The organism is Bacteroides sp. 519 (assembly GCF_010500955.1).
GTDB lineage: Bacteria > Bacteroidota > Bacteroidia > Bacteroidales > Bacteroidaceae > Bacteroides.
On sequence record NZ_QVMJ01000021.1, the window covers coordinates 140,601 to 159,858 of the forward strand.

Consider the following 19,258-nt stretch of genomic DNA (forward strand, 5'->3'; position numbering starts at 1 on the left):
GAGCTCCTAATTCACTTCCCGGCGTCTGAAATCAACCCAATTATTTGTAGAATACCGCTAATCGAGTTAACTAACAGTTTTAAATAATCTGATACACAAAGATATGAAAAAAATATCCTTGCAAGTTCCTCTTGCATGTAAAATAAATCAAAAAGTTATTATTTTCGTCCTGTTTATTTGTACAACACTAATAGGAAACGCCCAAAATCAAAGAATCACTTTCTCTGAAAACAAAACAACAATTCAAAAAACATTTCAGGAAATTGAAAAACAAACAGGCCTTTCTGTAGATTACAACCATAGTCGTTTAGATACAAGTAAAAAAATAAACCTCAATCAAACTAATCTTTCATTAACCGAAGTGTTGAATGAAGTATTGAAAAACACCGGATTTACGTATACTATAGAACGTGGTCATGTAATAATAAAGGAAGGTGTAAGCCAAACTCCTGCCAATGTGTCTACACTGTATCTGTCGGGTGTGGTGCTCGATGAAAAGGGTGAACCGATTATTGGCGCAAACATTCGTGGAAAAGATGCTACTACCGGAACCATTACCGACATAGATGGAAAGTTTAGCGTTGAAACCACCATCGGAGCTGTTCTTACTGTATCTTATATAGGATATGACTCGCAGGATTTGGCAGTAACCCAAGGAACCAACAACATAAAAATCACCCTTAAAGAAAATCAGCAATTGCTGGACGAAGTTGTAGTAATTGGATATGGTGTTGCCCGTAAAACCGATCTGACAGGTTCTATAACTCAGGTAAAGGCCGAAGATTTGAGTAACTATACGCACGCTAATGTAACCGACCTGCTAAGAACCAGTATTCCCGGAATGAGCATCGGATACAATTCTACCGCTAAAGGCAACAGCGATATGTTAATTCGTGGAGAAAACACACTAACAGCTGGTTCGGGGCCGCTTATTGTTGTAGATGGAGTGATTTACAATGGTGACCTTTCAGACATCAATCCGAATGATATTGAGAAAATGGATATTATGAAAGATGCCAGCTCGGCCGCTGTTTATGGTTCGCGGGCTACCAATGGTATTGTAGCTATAACAACAAAGAAAGGAAAAAGCGACAAACCTATTATTAACTTCAATGGAACTTTTGGGATATCCACAGCTGCAAACCGGGTGAAACCTTATGATAAAGACGGTTTTATTAGGTGGCGTTCGGATATGTTTAAATCTGCCCACAGTGCTACTGTTGCGCAAGAACCGTGGAGCCCTTTCGACGATCCACGTACCATTGACTCGCAATACCTCAACGAATGGATGGCATACCACAGTACCAACGAAGAAAATATGATTGATGCCTGGCTATCCGGATTAAGATTAACCGGTTTGGAAATTGAAAACTATAAGGCTGGAAATTATATAGACTGGGAAGATCACATCTATAAAACTGGTATCAGGCAGGATTACAACCTCAGTCTTTCCGGTAAAAAGAACGACATAACCTATTACTGGTCGCTGGGATACATGGATAACACAGCCCTCACCATTGGTGATGAGTTTTCTACCATACGTTCAAGGGTGAACATTGAGGGAGAACCGGCTAAGTTCTTGAAGGTAGGTTTGAATGCACAATTCTCTTATCGCGACGAAAGTTCTGTATCGACCGATAACAGCCAGTACAGGGCACTTACACCTTATAGTAGTTACTATGAAGAAGATGGTATAACACTAAGACAATACCCCAACGAAGACAATCAAGCCTCGCACCCGGTATTAACCCGTAAGTTCAGAACACAGGAAAAAGAGTTTTTTACACTCTTTCCTAAATTGTATGCAACAGTGAAACTACCGTTTGGTATTACATACACAATGAACTATACTACCCGGTTTGTTTTTTACCACGATGATATTCACGATTCTTCCGGGCACCCGTCATGGGGGTTGTTTGGAGGTAAAGCCTCTCGCGAAAACAAACTGAACAGAGAGTGGCAAATCGACCATATTATCAACTGGAACAAAACGCTTTTTGATTATCATAAGTTTGATATTACCCTACTGGCTAATGCTGAAAAATACAGGGGAGACGGAAGTAAAATGACCAATCAGGGATTCTATCCAAATGATAACCTTGGTTATCACGATATGTCCATCGGTACCTTGCCCGAGCTTTCCAGCGACGACAATGTACGTACCTCTGATGCATATATGGCACGGCTCAATTATGGTTTTAAAGATCGATACCTACTCACTTTATCGGTACGTCGGGACGGCTCTTCACTATTCGGTTACTCCAATCCACATGCCACATTCCCCGCAGCAGCTTTGGGATGGGTTCTCTCCGAAGAGAAGTTCTTCAAAAATGATGTTGTTGATTATCTGAAACTTAGAGTTAGCTGGGGGGTAAATGGTAACCGGGATATTGCCAACTATTCTGCTCTTTCTAAACTGGCAGCCGAAAAGTCGATAAATGCAGAACAGAACGGCGAATCTATTACCATTCCTGCTTTAGGGATAAATACCATGGAAAACAAAAAACTGAAGTGGGAAAAAACAGAAGCATATAACTTAGGAGTAGATTTCAGAATACTGAATGGTATTCTCAACGGTTCTGTCGAAGTCTATAATATGTCTACCACAGATGTATTGGTAAACCGCCAGCTACCAACCGTAACCGGATATAGCAGGGTATATTCTAATCTGGGAGAAGTAAAGAACAAAGGACTTGAGATTAGTTTAAGCAGTACCAACATCAAACGCCATAATTTTGAATGGAGATCGAATTTTCTTTTCTCCATGAACAGAAATAAAATAGTTTCAATTACAGGCGAAAAGAGTGAAGTACTTGATAAAGATGGAAATGTAATAGGCTGGAAAGAGCCCGATGATATTGACAATGGCTGGTTTATCGGACAATCGAAAGATGTGATCTGGGATTATAAAATACTTGGAACCTGGAAAGTAGGGCAGGAAGAAGAAGCTGCCAAATGGAATCAGGTACCCGGCGATTTTATTCTGGAAGATGTAGATAACGATGGCTTGATGACCGATAAGGATAAACAATTCTTGGGAAACAAGCGACCCAAATTCTCGTGGACACTAACCAATAGTTTTACTTTATTTAAAGACCTTGAAGTATCTTTCATCTTATATTCGCTTTGGGGTCACAAAGCTGCCTATGATTTAGCCAAGCATTCTGACCACGTGGAAGACCGGAAGAATACCTGGGATATACCTTACTGGACACCCAACAACCAGCGAGACGATTTTGCCCGTTTGAAATCTACATCAGCCAAAGGAGTTAAACATTCTGCTTGGTTCAACAAATCGTACATACGGTTAGAAAACGTTGCTCTTGCATACCGCGTTCCGAAGAGATTCTTCAGTAAAACACCTATCGACAACCTGAAAGTAACATTCAATATCAGGAATGCAGGGCTGTGGGCTACCGACTGGAAGTTTGGAGATCCCGAGGATGGAACCCGTGCACAAAGAATATATACTTTTGGTATTAATATGACACTCTAATAGAAACATAAAATACAACGAAATATGAAAAAGATTATTCATCTTAAAGTAGCATTCCTACTTGTTGTTGCAATGGCACTTCATGCTTGCGGCAGCGATTTTCTTGATCCCAAACCTCTGTCCATTTATACTCCCGAGAATGTTTTAACAGACGAAGCCGGTTTACAGGCTGTTGTAGATAAAGTTTTGAAAGAACTTAGAACAGAGTATTGTACAGATCAGGCCCCGTTTCTCACCAACATGAAATACTCTGATGTGGCTGTTGATGGATCTACCGATAAGGCCACTCCCTGGCAAGACTTAAATAACCAGATGTTACCTGATGGTAAAAATAATGACTTTGCTTTTACAAGAATCGGATGGTATTGGGATAATGCATACTTCAACATTAAAAACTGTAATGTGGTAATAAGTCGTGTTGCCGATGCTACTTTTAAAACCGAAGAGAGACGTAATGAAGTATTAGGATCGGCCTATTTTCTTCGTGCTTACCGTTATTATATGCTAACACTGCAATTTGGTGATGTTCCTTTTGTAGTTGAAGAATTAACTGAACCCAAAACCGATTTTTACAGCACATCTAAAGAATCTATTTGGGTAAAGATGATCAAAGACCTTGAGTTCTCTGTAAAACATGTACGCGAAGGAAATCTAGTATTGGGTGGGCAGGTTACCAAAGCTGCTTGTAAGCACTTGCTGGCTAAATACTATCTGCTCGAAGGTAGATTTGATGATGCTATTAAAATAACATCCGAAGTAATAGATGGCGGAGTACACCAGCTTTGTACCCAACGTTTTGGATCCGACAAAAGTATTGCCGAAAAAGATGTAGTGTGGGATATGTTTCGGATTGAGAATAAAAGTGCTGCCGAAAATACCGAAGGTTTATTAATGACCATAGACCGCTATGCTACGGAAGGAAACACCGGTGGAGTGAACACCATGTACAATGCTATTCCTAACTTTGGCCAAACCGGAGCTATTAAAACACCGAATGGAGCCAACGGCCTGTCGGATGCTGCTAAAAACGAAATTGGTTTGGTCGAGAAATATGGAAGAGGTATAGCCCGCGTGCGTCCTACCTATTATTCACAAAAACAGGTTTGGGTAACGAATGGGGTAGAAGATTTTAATGACTATCGTCACCGTACCGATAATGGTAACTGGATGACTATGGAGATGCTGGTCTATAATAGTCCTGCATTAAAGAAAAACGGAAACGAATGGTATGGTAAACCGCTTCAACTGTACAATGATAAAAATGAGTTGTTGTGTAAAGATACCATCCGTTGTTGGTACAGTTGGCCACATTACAAAGTGTGGGTTCCTGATCCAGACAGGCTACAACCCAAAGGTGGACCGGGCGACTGGTATATCTTCCGCTTGGCCGAAACTTATCTGCTGAGAGCCGAAGCCTACATCTGGAAAGGGGAGTGGGAGAAAGCTGCCAAGGATATAAACACCATCCGTCAAAGGTCTAATGCCCAGTATATGTATACAGCCAACGATGTTGAGAACCAGAAAATAGCTGCTGTACTCGATGAGCGTGCCCGTGAATTATATTACGAAGAACCACGCAAAGTAGAACTTACCCGCATGGCTGTTATTTTTGCTCGTACCGGTATTGCTGCTCCAAGTGGTAAAACGTATACCTACGAAAAAATATCCGACGATAATTTCTGGTACGATCGTGTAAACGAGGTTAGCGACTTCTATAATAAAAATGTGCGTACGCCTTACGGTAATTATTATACCTGCTCGCCGTTCCATATCTTCTGGCCGGTTCCTTCGTATGCTATTAACTCAAATAGTCGTGGGGTAATTAACCAGAACAAGGGATATCCAGGTACAGATAAGAATGTGCCAGCGTTGGTTTATCAAGAATAGGAGGTAAAAAATATGCTAAAATTACCCACAACTCTCACTCTTTCCATGAGCACTGGTTTGCTCTTGTTAGGCTGTCAAAAACAACCAACTGTTGTAAAGCAGCCCAATATCTTGTTTGTTATCAATGACGACCAAAGCTTTGTCCATACAAGCTTTGCCGGTTCAAAGTTTGTAAACACTCCCGGATTCGATTACATAGCTAAAAACGGAATCTATTTCAACAATTGCTATGCGGGTTCTCCGGGAAGTGCACCATCCAGAAGTACATTGGTAACAGGACGTTATCACTGGCAGAACGAACAATCGGGACAACATGGTTCCTCTTGGATGAAAAAACATGTTCCCTTTGTTGATGTGCTTGCCGCAAACGGATACCACACCGGATTTACAGGAAAAGGGGTAGGCCCTTTTCAATACGCCCGTAACGAGAATGATTCATTATGGAGAAAGCAGAATGCTGCCGGACAACCCTACAACAAACACCGCTATAAAAAAGGTGACCCTTCGGATGTTCGTACTGCAGGCGGTATAGAATCAATTAACTATTATGAGAACTTCCGCGATTTCCTTGAGCATCGAAACCAGAATCAGTCTTTCTACTTTTGGTATGGCTCAACCGAGCCTCACCGGGCGTATGAAAAAGATTCATGGAAACGCAATGGAAAGAACCTGGCCGATGTTGATGTGCCTGCTTTCATGCCCAATAGTGATGTTATTCGGGGTGATATGCTCGATTATGCTGTCGAAATAGAATGGGCCGATATGCATTTAACAAAAATGCTTCATCATTTAGATTCAATAGGAGAATTAGATAACACCATCGTTATCGTAACAGCTGATAACGGTATGGCTTTTCCCAGAGCAAAAGCCAATTGCTTTGAATATGGTGTGCATGTTCCTTTTGCTATAAGCTATCCCAACGGCTTTCCTGGTAAACGGCAGGTAAACGATCCTATCAGCTTTGCAGATATCGCTCCTACACTTCTTGAAATGGCGGGTGTTAAACCGGATGGTATGCTTCCTATCTCTGGCCGAAGCATGGTAAACATTCTTAAATCAACGAAAGAAGGTATAGTAGATGAAACAAAGAAGTATGTTCTTGCCGGTCGTGAACGTCACTCTTCTTCCCGATGGAATAACTTAGGTTACCCACAACGGGCTATCCGCAGTACTGAGTATCTCTATATCTGGAATATGAAACCTGAACGCTATCCCGCTGGTGCACCAGATGTATATGCCGATGTGGATGATTCGCCATCCAAGTTTTTCTTGCAAGAGGAGGAATCAAATCCTGAAATAGCTCCGTATTATGAGTTAACATTTGGGCATCGTCCTGAAATAGAATTCTACAATATTAAAGATGATCCATACTGTTTAAATAACCTGGCAGGTAATACTGTTTATGCAACGATTGAAACAGAAATGAGAACAGCGTTAATGAAGGAATTAGAAAAATCAGAAGATCCCCGGATTGTAGGACCTGATAAGGATGTGTTTGAAAACTATATCCGATATCTTAATATGAGGGAGTTTCCAAAACCAGACTGGGCTAAATAAATCACAACCTTGAAAACCTGAAAGGGTTCAGCCCTTTCAGGTTTTCAGGCTTATAATTTCCCTAAAATCTTATCCATAACCCAGTTCACTGTTGTAGCACTTTCACCATCGCAATTACAGATGGATTTGCCCAGTAAATGGTCAACAACTTCCTGAATAAGTGGTTGTTGTACATGTTCCGGATTAGGAATAATAAATTCCTCAATACCTTTCTCGGTTTGTAAAAGAATAGGTTCATATGTAAATACAGAGAAAGTAATCTGTCCTTTATCACCAATAATCTCTATACGGTCTTCTTTGGCCGATTCATGAGCAACAAAACACCATGAGCCCGAGCCCACTAAACCAGAATCAAACTGAAAACAGGCACTGAGGGTATCTTCGGCTTCGTATAAACCTCCACGGTTGGCTTTGTACCCACTGGCTTCTAATATATAACCAAGCATTTCCTGTAAAAGATCAATTTGATGGGGTGCAAGATCGTAGAAATATCCACCCCCTGCAATATCTGGTTGAACACGCCAGGGGAGTTCCTTGTTGTTATAATCGAGTTCGCGTGGAGGTTGGGCAAAGTGTATTTGCACATTAATTACGTTTCCTACAGCACCTTCGTTTACCAACTCTTTAACTTTAAGGAAATAGGGCAGGTAGCGTCTGTAGTATGCCACAAAGCAGGGCATTCCTGTTTCTTGAGATATCCGGTTTATACGCAAACATTCTTCGTAATCTACCGCCATAGGCTTCTCTATGTAAACCGCTTTTCCTGCTTTCATAGCCATTATGGCATAAGTAGCATGCGAGGAAGGAGGGGTAGCAATATAAATGGCATTTATTTCAGGATCATCTACCAGTTCCTGAGCATCGTCGTACCATTTCTTTATATTATTTTTCTTTGCGTATGCTTTTGCTTTCTCACCATTCCGGCTCATAACGGCAATTACCTCCGAGTCGTTAACTTTTTGAAAAGCCGGTCCGCTTTTTTGTTCGGTTACACTACCGCAACCAATAAATCCCCATTTAATCATATCTATCTAATGTGCCAATGTGCTAATATGCCAATGTGCCAATAATCTAATGTGCCAATGTTAATATGTCAATGCAACAATGTGCAAATGAAATAAAATGCGAATATAATTATTATTAAGTAAGTATTCAAAATTAATTCATTAATTAAAAAGCAAGCATCTACCCCAACAGGTCTTCAAGGTCCGACAGGGTGTGTTAGAAATAAGCCGATTATACGCATGGTTCATATTCCTGTTTTTACGTTCATATGATTGAATGCATCATCGAAACAGCATACAGCGGACAGATACAAATATGGCGAATAGCACCATTGGCTTCATTATCAATATAATCAAAAGCACCAAAGTTCTCTAATGAGCACCGGACAGCTTTCGTGAGCTCCTTTTCGCGCATAAACAACCACAAGCTTTTCATTCCACCTTGTGTTCCCGCCTTTACTTCTATTGGTAATACAGTTTGTATATGGTTTGTAAGATAGTCTATTTCCGCCTGTGAATTCTTGGCTTGTCGTAACCAATAAAACAAATCGTGACGAATATTCGGACTCTGATAGCGTAATATTTCGAGACCGGCTATTAGTTCGGCCATTGGACCTTTGTTTATTAAATCTGTCGCACTACTTGTGAGAATATGCGTTGTAATTTGTGTGGTATCACCAATCGTCATATTAAGCAAACGAAGCATCAAACCTGTATCAATGAGCAACATCTTTCGGTAAGAATTATCAGCTTCACTACCCAGTGGTAGCCCATTTGCATCGGTGCGCGTTACAGGTATGAGAATACCTGCAAGTATCAACATTTCAAGAGCTTTCTTTATTTCGTCGGTCTTGTAACCTCCACCAACTTGAGAATAAACGTATTTTTGTGTAACCTGAACTGCAGCACTGCGCATTGTGAAACGAAGAAGCATAGGATCGACTTTCTTTCTATATTTAGGAAAATCATCTTCATAGCCTATAATAATATCATCTTGTACTTCCTGGCACTGTAGGAAGTCATGCGTATCAACCCATTTACTTACAACTTCGGGCATGCCCCCAACGAGCATATAGGCACGCAGCAACTTAACCAGTTTATCGTGGAGGGGTTCGGATATTGGATTAACAGGCGAAGCTTGATTACGGACTTCCATAAGCAGATGCTCACCATTAGCCTTGAGAAATTCATCAAATGTCATAGGAGACATAAACATGGAGTGAATACGCCCTACACCGAAAGTCGGTAATTCCTCTAACGCAAACTCTAAGAGTGAACCTGCTGCAATAACGTGAAGACCGGGCATATCTTCCTTAAAGAAACGAAGCGACATAATAGCTTCAGGGCATGCCTGTATCTCATCGAGAAATAACAATGTTTTACCTACTTTAATGAACTTACCACACATAGCAGCTATTTGGGGAATTATTTGAGTAACGTCAAGATTCCCTTGGAACAGAGCCTTATACTCTGGTTGCTTCTCAAAGTTTATTTCCACATAACTTTCAAACTGTTTGCTAAGATGGCGTACTGCCGTTGACTTTCCTACCTGGCGTGCGCCACGCAACAATACGGGCTTGCGAATATCGCGTGATGCCCACTCGGACAAATAGTTATCTATAATTCTTTCGTAATACATCCTAACTTGTTTTGATTATAGCTACAAAGCTAGATGAAAAATAATATCCAAAGAAATAAATCATCCAAAACTAGAAATATCCAAAGAAATAAATTTGTAAATATTGGTTTTTTCCAAAGTAAAATACGGATAGTTTGTTGTTACACACGGTTCGTCACATTGGCACATTAGTTCCTCTTGAAGTATTTGGTTTTGAGTTTAGTATATTCATCTTCTTGAAGGAAGTTGGTAAGCCAACAATTCAATGAATCGAGTAGGATAGGTGATTTTTTGTTAACTCCCCAACTGTAGAACTGGGTGAAGCTTATACCGGTAGTTATATCTAATTGTGGAAATGAGTCGATAGATGCCTGAGCAATATGTTCATCAACTACTGCATAATCGATATCAGCATGAGCTACCATTGCCATAATTTGTTCAGGTCCATATTTATCTATTTCGTTGATATAGATTGTATCTGCTATTTCGGCTTCCAGATTGCGGATGCGTAAAATAGAAGGTGACCCCTTTTCTACATATACGGTTTTATTAGCAAGGTTTATCTGGCTTTGAATATGGGTGAAAGTACTGTCGAATTCGGGTTTACGTTGTACCAGAATTTGTTTACTTAGTGTTATTGGAGTAGTAAGTGATAAAGAGTCTTTCCACTCGTTGGTGAGCGGTATTCCATAGGCTATAATATCATACTTGCCATTATTTAGTCCGTGGAGTCTTTTTTCAAAACTCATTTCGGGAACAATGTTTAGAAATAAACCTTTGTTACGTGCAAATGCTTTTACCAGTTCATAATGAAACCCACTGATAGAGTCGCTATCGGCATAAAAACTAATAGAATTGTACTCTGTTACAACATTTAAAGTATCGCTTGACAGAATTTCGTTGTAATCCCTAATATGTATTGGGCTTACTTTACTATCTTTTCTGGGCCAAAGTGCAGATAATAAAACAGCAATTACTGCTATTGCAAGGTATTTAACTATTTTGGCAGTTGTGAGTTTCATATATAAGATTAGTCGTAAAAATTCCAGGATAATCCTAATCTTAGCAATCGCTGATTAATAGGATAATGAGGAATAAGGAATGAATTCTCGTCGCCCATACCCTGATTAATATGAGTCATCATTACAAAGAAACGTGTACGTTTCAGATGAAAGTTTGCATACACATTTATAATAGGGTATCCACCAATTTGTACCTGTTCGTCTGCATTGTTTGTTTGCAGATGAAATTGTTGAATACCAGGTGCATATACCGGAGCATAATATTTACTAAAGTAGCGCATATCTACCCCTAACTGTAAACTCAATACTTTCTTGGCTAGCTTGGCATCCAGATACAGGTTGGAGTACAATGAGAGTTCGGGTAAAGGCAAAATGTTTTTATTGCTGGTTTTCTGATAGGTAACCTCATTGTCAAAGTGTAGAATGCCCAGGTTTAACTTTTGGTTGAGTTGTGCCGAAAATACCTGAATGTTATCAGCAAACTGTGCAGGTTTTGCCAGATTATTAAAATAAGTGTAGTTCTTAATGTTTTCAACACCTGCTTTAATGTTTGTACCCCAGCGCCGAATGTTTAATTCACCTTCTAGTTTGGTACGGAACTCTTTATCCATATCTTCATTATCCCACCAATAATGATTGGAGTGGTAATGTCGCATATAGAATGCCGGCAGAAGATTGGTAACAGAACCTCGGGCTATCAGGTTTACAGTATCTCTTCCCAGTCGCAGATTCAGGTCGGCATTTCCTGTTACCCGGAATTGGCCAATAGCTTCTCCGGCCAACCCAATTTCTCCGATTGCATTATAATGCAGAAGGGTTCCTGCTCTTTTAGATAATTCTCCACCAACAAAAACTTCTTGTTCGGTATATATGTTTTTAGTGATAGAGTCCTTATCCATTAACTGGTATCGGTTGTATTTATGCGAAATATAGGCTGTTAATCCGGCTTTTGCATATTTATTAAATCCTTCAAGTAATGCAATACCAAAAGTGTTTTTTACACCAATATAAGTGGTTGTATCTTTGGTGTTATTGCTACCCCAGTTAATTATTTTTTCAGGGAAAAAATCGGCTTCTCCTTCCGATATAAATTTATGCTTTGAACGTTCTACTTTTGCTGTGTGGATAAAACTGGTAACTGGTACAAACTCTTCAATAGTATCGTTTTCGTTTACAGGGCTGATTGCATCCCGATAAAATCCCAGGTTATAACGGTGGGTAAGATATACATAAAAATGATTGTTGTAATTCCAGGTCGAACTTAAATTAGTAGGAATATCTCTTCCAGTGTATTCTCTGCCACCATTGGCCATTAACTCAGGGTCTGTTATATAACGGTCGTCTGTAATTCCGCCATTTTCGGCCATCTTCATATTGAATGAATTGAACACAATATGCGCTCTGTATTTATCGCCTACATAACTACCAAAAAGTCCCGCTTTGAGGTGTGCCGTTTGTTGATGATTGTAAAAGCCACGTCCGTATAAATAATCGAAGTTAAACCCAAAAGCCAACGCCTTATTTACGTTAACCGAAAAATATGATTTAAAACGTTCCTGACCATCAATTTTACCTCCGGCTTTATAATAACTTAGGTTTGTATAGGGGATATTACTGTTGGTAAAGATGTGCTGATGAGGTAGAGTTAGAAACTCATCGTAAAGAGATAAAAAAGGAGATAATGATGACAGTGGCCGATTAAAGAAGATGCGCGATAATCGGGGTGTACCAATATTACCAAGGTGGCTATATTCGCCATTAACCCCTGCTGCCAGATTTGAGTTTTGGAATTGCAGATGTACTGTGTCAACCGGAAGTGGAATAATGTTTCCTAATTCTTCACTGATTTTCCACATATAAAGCCGGGGTGGCAAACTAATAATTTCTACTTTGTTATTCAAACTATCCGGGTCGGTAGCACGCATTGAAGGGTCCATTTGCGGATCCATTGAGTTGAGTGGCCTCTGGTTAGGAGTCTGTGCAAGAACTACCAGTTGACAAATTGAAAAAAGAAGCAGATATGTAAGTCGAATTCGTTTCATATTAGCCGCAAATATAGCAATTATGAATATTGAATGATGAATATTGAATTATAAATTATGAATTATTGTATTGGGTATTGAGTAATGAGTTGTGAGTAGTGAGTTTTGAGTTGCCATGCGGCATCGTTCTCAAAACTCACTACTCATCACTCAAAACTCACTACTCAAAACTTATTGATAATTTCCATTCCTTTATGAATAGCGGCTTCATTCATCGGAATTAGGTGGTGATGGCGTTCAGGGAGTGTTTTTTTCAATCCTTTCAGTACATTTTCAATTGTTACAATAGGGCGTAATTTTAACAGTCCTCCCAATACAATCATGTTAAATGCTTTGGCATTTTTCATTTCGTTGGCTGCATCCATAGCATCAATACGGTATATATTGATATCTTTACGGGTAGGAGGGTTAATTATGCCATATCCATCATATATTAGTGTACCGCCCGGCTTAACTTTGCTTTCAAATTTTTCGAGCGAGGGTTGGTTTAGAATAATGGCAGTATCGTAACTACTTAAAATAGGAGAGGAGATACGATCGTCGCTCACAATAACAGTAACATTTGCTGTACCACCACGTTGCTCAGGACCATAAGCCGGCATCCAACTAACTTCTTTGCCTTCCATCAAACCTGAATAGGCCAGGATTTTTCCCATCGACAAAACTCCTTGTCCACCAAAACCTGCTATAATTATTTCTTCTTTCATAATATCTAATATGCCAATGTGCCAATGTGTCAATATGCCAATTATTGGGATTGCAATGTGCCAATTATTGGGATTGTTTCTTGGCTGTTTTTATAATGCTATTAATTATTTTTTGTAACTCCTTTATATCAGTTAATAATGTTTCTTCAAAAGGGTAATCTTCAGAATGTTTGCACAATAATAACCAATATTCAGTTTCATCAGCTTCTTTTGCTGCAATTTTTAATTTATGGATAAAATCAGCTCGACTTTCACAATTTTGTGCTTCTCTAACATTTGCTCCAACCGATGTTCCACTTTTTAATAATTGATTTGCAAGAACGAATTTTCTTCTTTTTTCCAGCTCCTCAGTATATTTTATTATTGTTAAAGCAAATAAGAAACTTTTGTCTAAAATAATATTTCCCATAAAGTTAATGTGCCAATTATTAATGTGCCAATATGCCAATGTGCCAATGTGCTAATTGGCTGCGCGTAATATGCCAATTAATATAATATGCCAATGTGCTAATATGCTAATTGGCTGCGCATAATATGCCAATGTGTAAATATACCAATTACTAATGTTATTAATTTATTAATGCGCAGCCAATTAGCATATTGGCACATTAATAATTGGCACATTGGCATATTAGCATATTGGCACATTATTATTTGTCTTTTAAATCGCCTAGTGGATAATACGAAAACATATTTTCTTCCATCCACTTGTTCGATGCTTCCGGAGTCATTTTCCATCCTGAGCTACATGTAGAAACAATTTCTACAAGGTTTGAACCTTTACCGGCCATTGAGTTTTCGAAAGCTTTGCGGATTGCTTTTTTAGCTTTGCGAATAGCCGGAACCGATTGTACAGACTGACGGGTAACATAAGCCGTACCCTCTAATTGAGCAGCAATTTCGGTCATTTTTAAAGGATGACCATGTATTTCAACATCGCGTCCGTATGGGCAGGTCGATGTTTTCATACCCATAAGTGTTGTTGGAGCCATCTGTCCACCAGTCATACCATAAATAGCATTATTTATAAATATAATGGTTATGTTTTCACCACGGTTTAATGCATGAATGGTTTCGGCTGTACCTATACAAGCAAGGTCACCATCGCCCTGATAAGTGAATACCAAGCGGTTTGGCCATAATCTTTTAATACCCGTTGCAACAGCTGGGGCACGTCCATGAGCTGCCTCTTCCCAATCTATATCCAGGTAATTATATGCAAATACAGCACAGCCAACAGGAGAAACACCAATGGTTTGTTCTTCCATTCCCATTTCTTCAATAACTTCGGCTATCAGTTTGTGCACAACTCCGTGACTGCAACCGGGGCAGTAGTGCATGGCATTGTTATTCATGAGAGTTGGTTTCTTGTGAACCAGATTCTCGGGCTTGATTATATCTTCTTTTGTTATCATATCAGTTTCTTTATTTCAGCAGTAATTATCTGTAAGTAAACCGGATTATGAACTCCACTACTTTGCATACAAGAGCTGCTCCGCATACATAAATAAACACCATTTTATTATCTACCGTAAGGTAAACAATTATAGATATTAATGCACCCAGCAAAAATATCATATTCAATATATTACGTACTTTGTTTACGTTCATCGTTCAATTTACCATTTACGGATTTACCATTTACTATTATTGATTTACAATGTAACTTTAATTGCAAATCGTAAATAGTTTAATCGTAAATCAGATGAGTTTTTCTTTTAAAGCTACAACAATTTCATCCGGATCGGGAACAATGCCACCTAAACGGCCAAAATGTTCAACTTTAACTTTACCATTTACCGCTAGCTTGATGTCTTCAATCATCTGCCCGGCATTTAATTCAAGAGAAAGCATACCTTTTACTTTGTTGGCATAAGCAGCAATAGCTTTTGTAGGGAAAGGCCATAAAGTAATGGGTCGCAATATACCAACTTTAATTCCCTCGGCACGTGCTATCTCCATGGCTTTCTGACCAATTCGGGCCATCGATCCAAATGCAACTATAAGGTAGTCGGCATCATCGCAATTAATTTCTTCGTAGCGTACTTCGTTTTCTTCAATTTCTTTGTATTTAGCTTGGAAACGTATATTGTTTTTTTCCATAGCATCTGGTTGAAGCTCGAGCGAAGTAATAACATTGGGCTTGCGGTTTTTCGATCTTCCGGTTGCTGCCCACGGACATTGCTCAATTGTTTCTTCGTCCGTACGACGAGGTTTCTGAGCCGGAAGAACTACTTTTTCCATCATTTGCCCAATAACACCATCGGCAAGTATAATGGCAGGATTGCGGTATTTAAATGCCAGTTCAAAGCCCAGACCAACAAAATCGGCCATTTCTTGCACAGAAGAAGGCGCCAGTGCAATTAACCGATAGTCGCCATGACCACCACCTTTTACTGTTTGAAAATAGTCGGCCTGACTGGGTTGTATTGTACCAAGTCCGGGTCCTCCACGCATTACGTTCACAATTAAACAAGGCAATTCGGCTCCTGCCAGATACGAAATTCCTTCTTGTTTCAGGCTTATACCTGGACTGGACGAAGAGGTCATTGCCAGTTTTCCGCTACCGGCAGCACCATACACCATGTTTATAGCAGCAACTTCACTCTCTGCCTGAAGAACCACCATACCTGTTGTTTCCCAAGGTTTGAGTTCGGCTAACGTTTCTAATATTTCAGATTGAGGGGTGATAGGGTAGCCAAAATATCCATCGGTGCCGCAGCGAACAGCGGCATGGGCTATTGCCTCATTCCCTTTCATTAATACTACTTCTTCCATTATTTTTGTTTTAATTTGAGTTGATAGAGAGAGTAAATAAAGTTGATAAAGTTGATAAAGCTGATAAAGTTAATAGAGTTAATAAAGTAAATAGAGCTGATAGAGCTGATAAAGTAAATAGAGCTGATAGAGTAAATAGAGCTGATAGAGTTAATAAAGTTAATAGTTCTATATGTTTTCCTTTATTATCTTTATCATCTTTATCCCCTTTACTACTTTATTTCCTTTATTATCTTTATCATCTTTATTCCCTTTTAATCCTATATACAGAAATGCAACCATCCGGACAAACTATTGCACACGAACTACATCCGTTGCAGGTGTCTTCCAGTATTTGTTGGGCAAAATTGTATCCACGTACATTAACGTCTTTACTTAGTGATATTACATTGAGCGGACATGCTACTGTACAAAGGTTGCATCCTTTGCAACGCTCTGTATCAACAACTATTGCTCCTTTAATTTTAGCCATAATTATTAAGTTCGTTTATTGATTGTACATATCTTTATTATAGAAATTCAGAATATCGATAACCATTTTGCGTGCGTCGGCAGCAGGGCTTTCAGGGTTAATATCAATTGCCAATTGATAGTTATTTAGTGCTTGTTGCCAGTTTCCTTGCTTTCGAAAAGCATTACCCAGCAGATAATAAGCTTCATCGTGCGAAGGACTGTTTTTATCAGATAAGTATATGGATAAAGTTTCAATTGCTTTATCTACACAACCTTCATGAATTAAATTTTTTATGGTCGTTAGTTGATCCATTGTTCTTCTTTAATATTCGCCCTACAAAGATAATCTTTATTTGTATAAGGTATTCTATCCCTATGTGAAAAATGAACAATGAATGTAACATCTAACATTATTTCATCGTCTGTATATTTTGAAAACCTCATTGGTAGCATCTTAAGAAAGTATTTAAATCATTTGGATTTTATATTGATACTCATTACTTTAGTACTAACAAATATGCAAATAAAATGGCAGGACTATTTAAATGTAAGGTTGTAAGACCTATGCGCGAACTGATACTTTATTCTTTTTTGCAAATTGCTCTTTTTACCTTAAGACTATTTCCTCGTCAGTTGATTCTCTTTGTTCACGAGCATCTGGCAGTGGTCTTTTTTAACATGCTGATAGCAACGCGTAATCGGGTATTACTACATCTAACATGGGTGTATGGTTGCGAAAGAAGTCCTCGCGAAATCTATAATATGGGTCGTGGATTATTTGTAAATCTGGGTAAAACTTTTACCGACTATATACTTTTCTCCAAACTAACAACTCGTCACCAATTTAGCCAATATTTCGTTGTAGAAGGCGAAGAACATCTCAAAGCTGCTTACAAAAAGGGTAGGGGAGTGTTGTGTTTGATTCCTCATACTTGCGGTTGGGAGTTTTCGGCAATTATGCCACCGGTTTTAGGATATGAAACGTCGGCTGTTAGCCGGGAAATACGAATGAAATCGCTCAACAAAATAATGGTTAGATTCCGCGAAAAAAGGGGAATGAAAAACATCTCGCGTTATGGTAATGTTTATAATTCGTTGAAGCTGGTTCTTGAAAAAGGAGAGTGTTTGATTATTATGATTGATCAAGACTCTAAACGGGTAAAAGGTGAGTTTTTAAAGTTCTTTGGCATGGATGCATACACCCCGTTGGGGTGTGCCCGGTTGGCAATAGACACCGGAGCTGCTATTGTGCCAATGGCCACTTTCCGGCGGCCGAATAATACATACGTTTTTAAAATTCTTCCCGAAGTTCCTTTACAGCTTACGGATAATATAGAATACGATTTACGATATAATACGCAGATACATAACAATATTCTGGAAAAGCTAATTAGTGAATATCCCGAACAATGGGTTTGGATGCACAAACGTTGGAATACTACTCCACAGACCCTCGAAGAGCATCTCCGCTTAAAATGCAATTCAAGCAATAAATTGAGTGTCAATAATATTATCTCTCACAAAGTTGTAAAAATATAATTGTTTAATTGATCTTCAATTTACTGTTTTCGTCGCCAAAAAGGTTGTCTCCTAATGTAGTGGGATGGTCGCCGGTTACAATTACTTTTTTGAGGTTACCACATCCCATAAATGCCCCAAAATCAATCCGGTTTACGGTTGGCGGTAGTATAATTTCGCCCATCAGTTTTTCGCAATTACTAAATGCCCGTTGGCCTATTGATTGCAGATTTTGAGGTAATTTAATAGCCATCAGATATTTTTTGTGCGAGAAAACAAAATCGGGAATATGTGTTGCCGATGTGTTGGATATATCAATAGAAATAAGATTTGGCATGTAATCGCGCATAAGCAAAAAGTCTGTATCCTCTAACTTACCTTCTATGGTAAGATAATGAATATCGGTAGGTTTATATCCGCTTTTTTGAAGTACATCCCGTAAATTTTCAAAAGTTCCTATTTGTATGTCGGCAAAAACCGGGTTTCCTTCCAGTAATGTAAAAGTACCCCATCTTTTGTTGAAACGATATTCGTCGCGGCAACCCAGTGGAACAAAAACAGCTGTAGTATTATCGGCTAAAGCGCCATCGAACAAATTAGGAGGCGTTTTTTTAATTATTTGCAGAATCTTTAAGTTGGTGCATCCCATAAATGCATTGTTCTCAATATTCTTTATCTTTTCGGATAATATAATATGCCTTAATGATTGTTTTCCTGTAATTTTTTCGCCAACCTTAGTACTGAAAGCGTATGCCGGAATACAGTTTTGTGGATACAAATAAAAGTTGTCGTGATGAGTACCCTCTTTACCAGTATACATTCGTATTTGTGCATTCGATATATCCAGAACCTCCAGTTGTTTGAACCCGTTTCTTAAATGCTTAAAGTCAATGGCATTTATTTTTCCGGTTACGGTTAAATGAACAATTTTGTTAGCCTGTTCCTCAGTGAAATTATTAATAAGGGTTCCGGCTTTGTCTACATAAACCCTTACTGTGTCTCCGGTTTGTGCAGCAAGTTTACCTGTAATTATTACTATCAGTAATATGCTTGTTAAAAATATCTTCTTCATTGGTTTGTTGTTTGCTTACACAAATCTACAAAAAAGAATAGATAAACCGGTATTAAAAAGCATAAAATAAATCTGAGTCGGTAGCTGCTACTAAATCTGAGTCG

The 19,258-nt window shown here is 38.9% G+C and carries 15 protein-coding genes; 4 read left to right on the top strand and 11 right to left on the bottom strand.

Annotation, left to right across the window (positions count from 1 at the left end):
• Positions 1-103 precede the first annotated feature (103 nt).
• From D0T85_RS16305 to D0T85_RS16315, 3 genes are read left to right on the top strand one after another with little or no spacing between them, the layout of a single operon-like run.
• Complete coding sequence (locus D0T85_RS16305; RefSeq protein ID WP_163214589.1) at positions 104-3,496, top strand: SusC/RagA family TonB-linked outer membrane protein; 3,393 nt, start codon at positions 104-106, stop codon at positions 3,494-3,496.
• A 24-nt stretch (positions 3,497-3,520) separates the two neighbouring features.
• A complete protein-coding gene (locus D0T85_RS16310) occupies positions 3,521-5,383 on the top strand; it encodes a RagB/SusD family nutrient uptake outer membrane protein (RefSeq protein WP_163214590.1) in 1,863 nt (620 codons plus the stop codon).
• A gap of 12 nt (positions 5,384-5,395) precedes the next feature.
• Positions 5,396-6,940: a sulfatase gene (locus D0T85_RS16315; protein ID WP_163214591.1), complete on the top strand. Its 1,545-nt coding sequence runs from the start codon at positions 5,396-5,398 to the stop codon at positions 6,938-6,940.
• Between the two features lie 50 nt (positions 6,941-6,990).
• Here D0T85_RS16315 and D0T85_RS16320 read toward each other — a convergent pair whose 3' ends face one another.
• The 10 genes from D0T85_RS16320 to D0T85_RS16365 form a co-directional block, all read right to left on the bottom strand.
• Entirely contained in the window at positions 6,991-7,965 is a 975-nt protein-coding gene (locus D0T85_RS16320; RefSeq protein WP_163214592.1) for a Gfo/Idh/MocA family protein, read from the bottom strand.
• Between the two features lie 244 nt (positions 7,966-8,209).
• The gene (locus tag D0T85_RS16325; RefSeq protein ID WP_163214593.1) at positions 8,210-9,583 is read right to left on the bottom strand and encodes an ATP-binding protein; all 1,374 of its coding nucleotides are present in this window, start codon (positions 9,581-9,583) and stop codon (positions 8,210-8,212) included.
• Positions 9,584-9,750: 167 nt separating this feature from the next.
• On the bottom strand, positions 9,751-10,584 hold the full coding sequence (locus D0T85_RS16330) for a transporter substrate-binding domain-containing protein (RefSeq protein WP_163214594.1): 834 nt from the start codon (positions 10,582-10,584) through the stop codon (positions 9,751-9,753).
• An 8-nt stretch (positions 10,585-10,592) separates the two neighbouring features.
• Entirely contained in the window at positions 10,593-12,626 is a 2,034-nt protein-coding gene (locus tag D0T85_RS16335) for a putative porin (RefSeq protein ID WP_163214595.1), read from the bottom strand.
• Positions 12,627-12,790: 164 nt separating this feature from the next.
• Positions 12,791-13,333 (bottom strand): 2-oxoacid:acceptor oxidoreductase family protein, encoded by a 543-nt coding sequence (locus D0T85_RS16340; protein WP_163214596.1) that lies wholly within the window; start codon positions 13,331-13,333, stop codon positions 12,791-12,793.
• A gap of 64 nt (positions 13,334-13,397) precedes the next feature.
• The gene (locus D0T85_RS16345; protein WP_163214597.1) at positions 13,398-13,742 is read right to left on the bottom strand and encodes a four helix bundle protein; all 345 of its coding nucleotides are present in this window, start codon (positions 13,740-13,742) and stop codon (positions 13,398-13,400) included.
• 241 nt (positions 13,743-13,983) lie between these two features.
• Positions 13,984-14,745: a thiamine pyrophosphate-dependent enzyme gene (locus D0T85_RS16350; protein WP_163214627.1), complete on the bottom strand. Its 762-nt coding sequence runs from the start codon at positions 14,743-14,745 to the stop codon at positions 13,984-13,986.
• Between the two features lie 289 nt (positions 14,746-15,034).
• Positions 15,035-16,114: a 3-methyl-2-oxobutanoate dehydrogenase subunit VorB gene (locus tag D0T85_RS16355; RefSeq protein WP_163214628.1), complete on the bottom strand. Its 1,080-nt coding sequence runs from the start codon at positions 16,112-16,114 to the stop codon at positions 15,035-15,037.
• A 241-nt stretch (positions 16,115-16,355) separates the two neighbouring features.
• A complete protein-coding gene (locus D0T85_RS16360; RefSeq protein ID WP_163214598.1) occupies positions 16,356-16,583 on the bottom strand; it encodes a ferredoxin family protein in 228 nt (75 codons plus the stop codon).
• 15 nt (positions 16,584-16,598) lie between these two features.
• Complete coding sequence (locus D0T85_RS16365; protein ID WP_163214599.1) at positions 16,599-16,877, bottom strand: tetratricopeptide repeat protein; 279 nt, start codon at positions 16,875-16,877, stop codon at positions 16,599-16,601.
• Positions 16,878-17,092: 215 nt separating this feature from the next.
• On the opposite strand from D0T85_RS16365, the gene D0T85_RS16370 reads away from it, so the two are divergent.
• Positions 17,093-18,103 carry a lysophospholipid acyltransferase family protein gene (locus D0T85_RS16370; protein ID WP_163214600.1) on the top strand — a complete coding sequence of 337 codons (1,011 nt, stop codon included), beginning with the start codon at positions 17,093-17,095 and terminating at the stop codon, positions 18,101-18,103.
• A gap of 4 nt (positions 18,104-18,107) precedes the next feature.
• Here the strand turns inward: D0T85_RS16370 and D0T85_RS16375 are convergent, their stop codons facing one another.
• Positions 18,108-19,154: a leucine-rich repeat domain-containing protein gene (locus D0T85_RS16375; protein WP_163214601.1), complete on the bottom strand. Its 1,047-nt coding sequence runs from the start codon at positions 19,152-19,154 to the stop codon at positions 18,108-18,110.
• Between the last annotated feature and the right edge of the window lie 104 nt (positions 19,155-19,258).

Excerpts from the sequence above, each read along its gene's own strand:
- D0T85_RS16305 (WP_163214589.1), top strand. The coding sequence starts at position 104 with ATGAAAAAAATATCCTTGCAAGTTCCTCTTGCATGTAAAATAAATCAA.
- D0T85_RS16310 (WP_163214590.1), top strand. The coding sequence starts at position 3,521 with ATGAAAAAGATTATTCATCTTAAAGTAGCATTCCTACTTGTTGTTGCA.
- D0T85_RS16315 (WP_163214591.1), top strand. The coding sequence starts at position 5,396 with ATGCTAAAATTACCCACAACTCTCACTCTTTCCATGAGCACTGGTTTG.
- D0T85_RS16320 (WP_163214592.1), bottom strand. The coding sequence starts at position 7,965 with ATGATTAAATGGGGATTTATTGGTTGCGGTAGTGTAACCGAACAAAAA.
- D0T85_RS16325 (WP_163214593.1), bottom strand. The coding sequence starts at position 9,583 with ATGTATTACGAAAGAATTATAGATAACTATTTGTCCGAGTGGGCATCA.
- D0T85_RS16330 (WP_163214594.1), bottom strand. The coding sequence starts at position 10,584 with ATGAAACTCACAACTGCCAAAATAGTTAAATACCTTGCAATAGCAGTA.
- D0T85_RS16335 (WP_163214595.1), bottom strand. The coding sequence starts at position 12,626 with ATGAAACGAATTCGACTTACATATCTGCTTCTTTTTTCAATTTGTCAA.
- D0T85_RS16340 (WP_163214596.1), bottom strand. The coding sequence starts at position 13,333 with ATGAAAGAAGAAATAATTATAGCAGGTTTTGGTGGACAAGGAGTTTTG.
- D0T85_RS16345 (WP_163214597.1), bottom strand. The coding sequence starts at position 13,742 with ATGGGAAATATTATTTTAGACAAAAGTTTCTTATTTGCTTTAACAATA.
- D0T85_RS16360 (WP_163214598.1), bottom strand. The coding sequence starts at position 16,583 with ATGGCTAAAATTAAAGGAGCAATAGTTGTTGATACAGAGCGTTGCAAA.
- D0T85_RS16365 (WP_163214599.1), bottom strand. The coding sequence starts at position 16,877 with ATGGATCAACTAACGACCATAAAAAATTTAATTCATGAAGGTTGTGTA.
- D0T85_RS16370 (WP_163214600.1), top strand. The coding sequence starts at position 17,093 with ATGGCAGGACTATTTAAATGTAAGGTTGTAAGACCTATGCGCGAACTG.
- D0T85_RS16375 (WP_163214601.1), bottom strand. The coding sequence starts at position 19,154 with ATGAAGAAGATATTTTTAACAAGCATATTACTGATAGTAATAATTACA.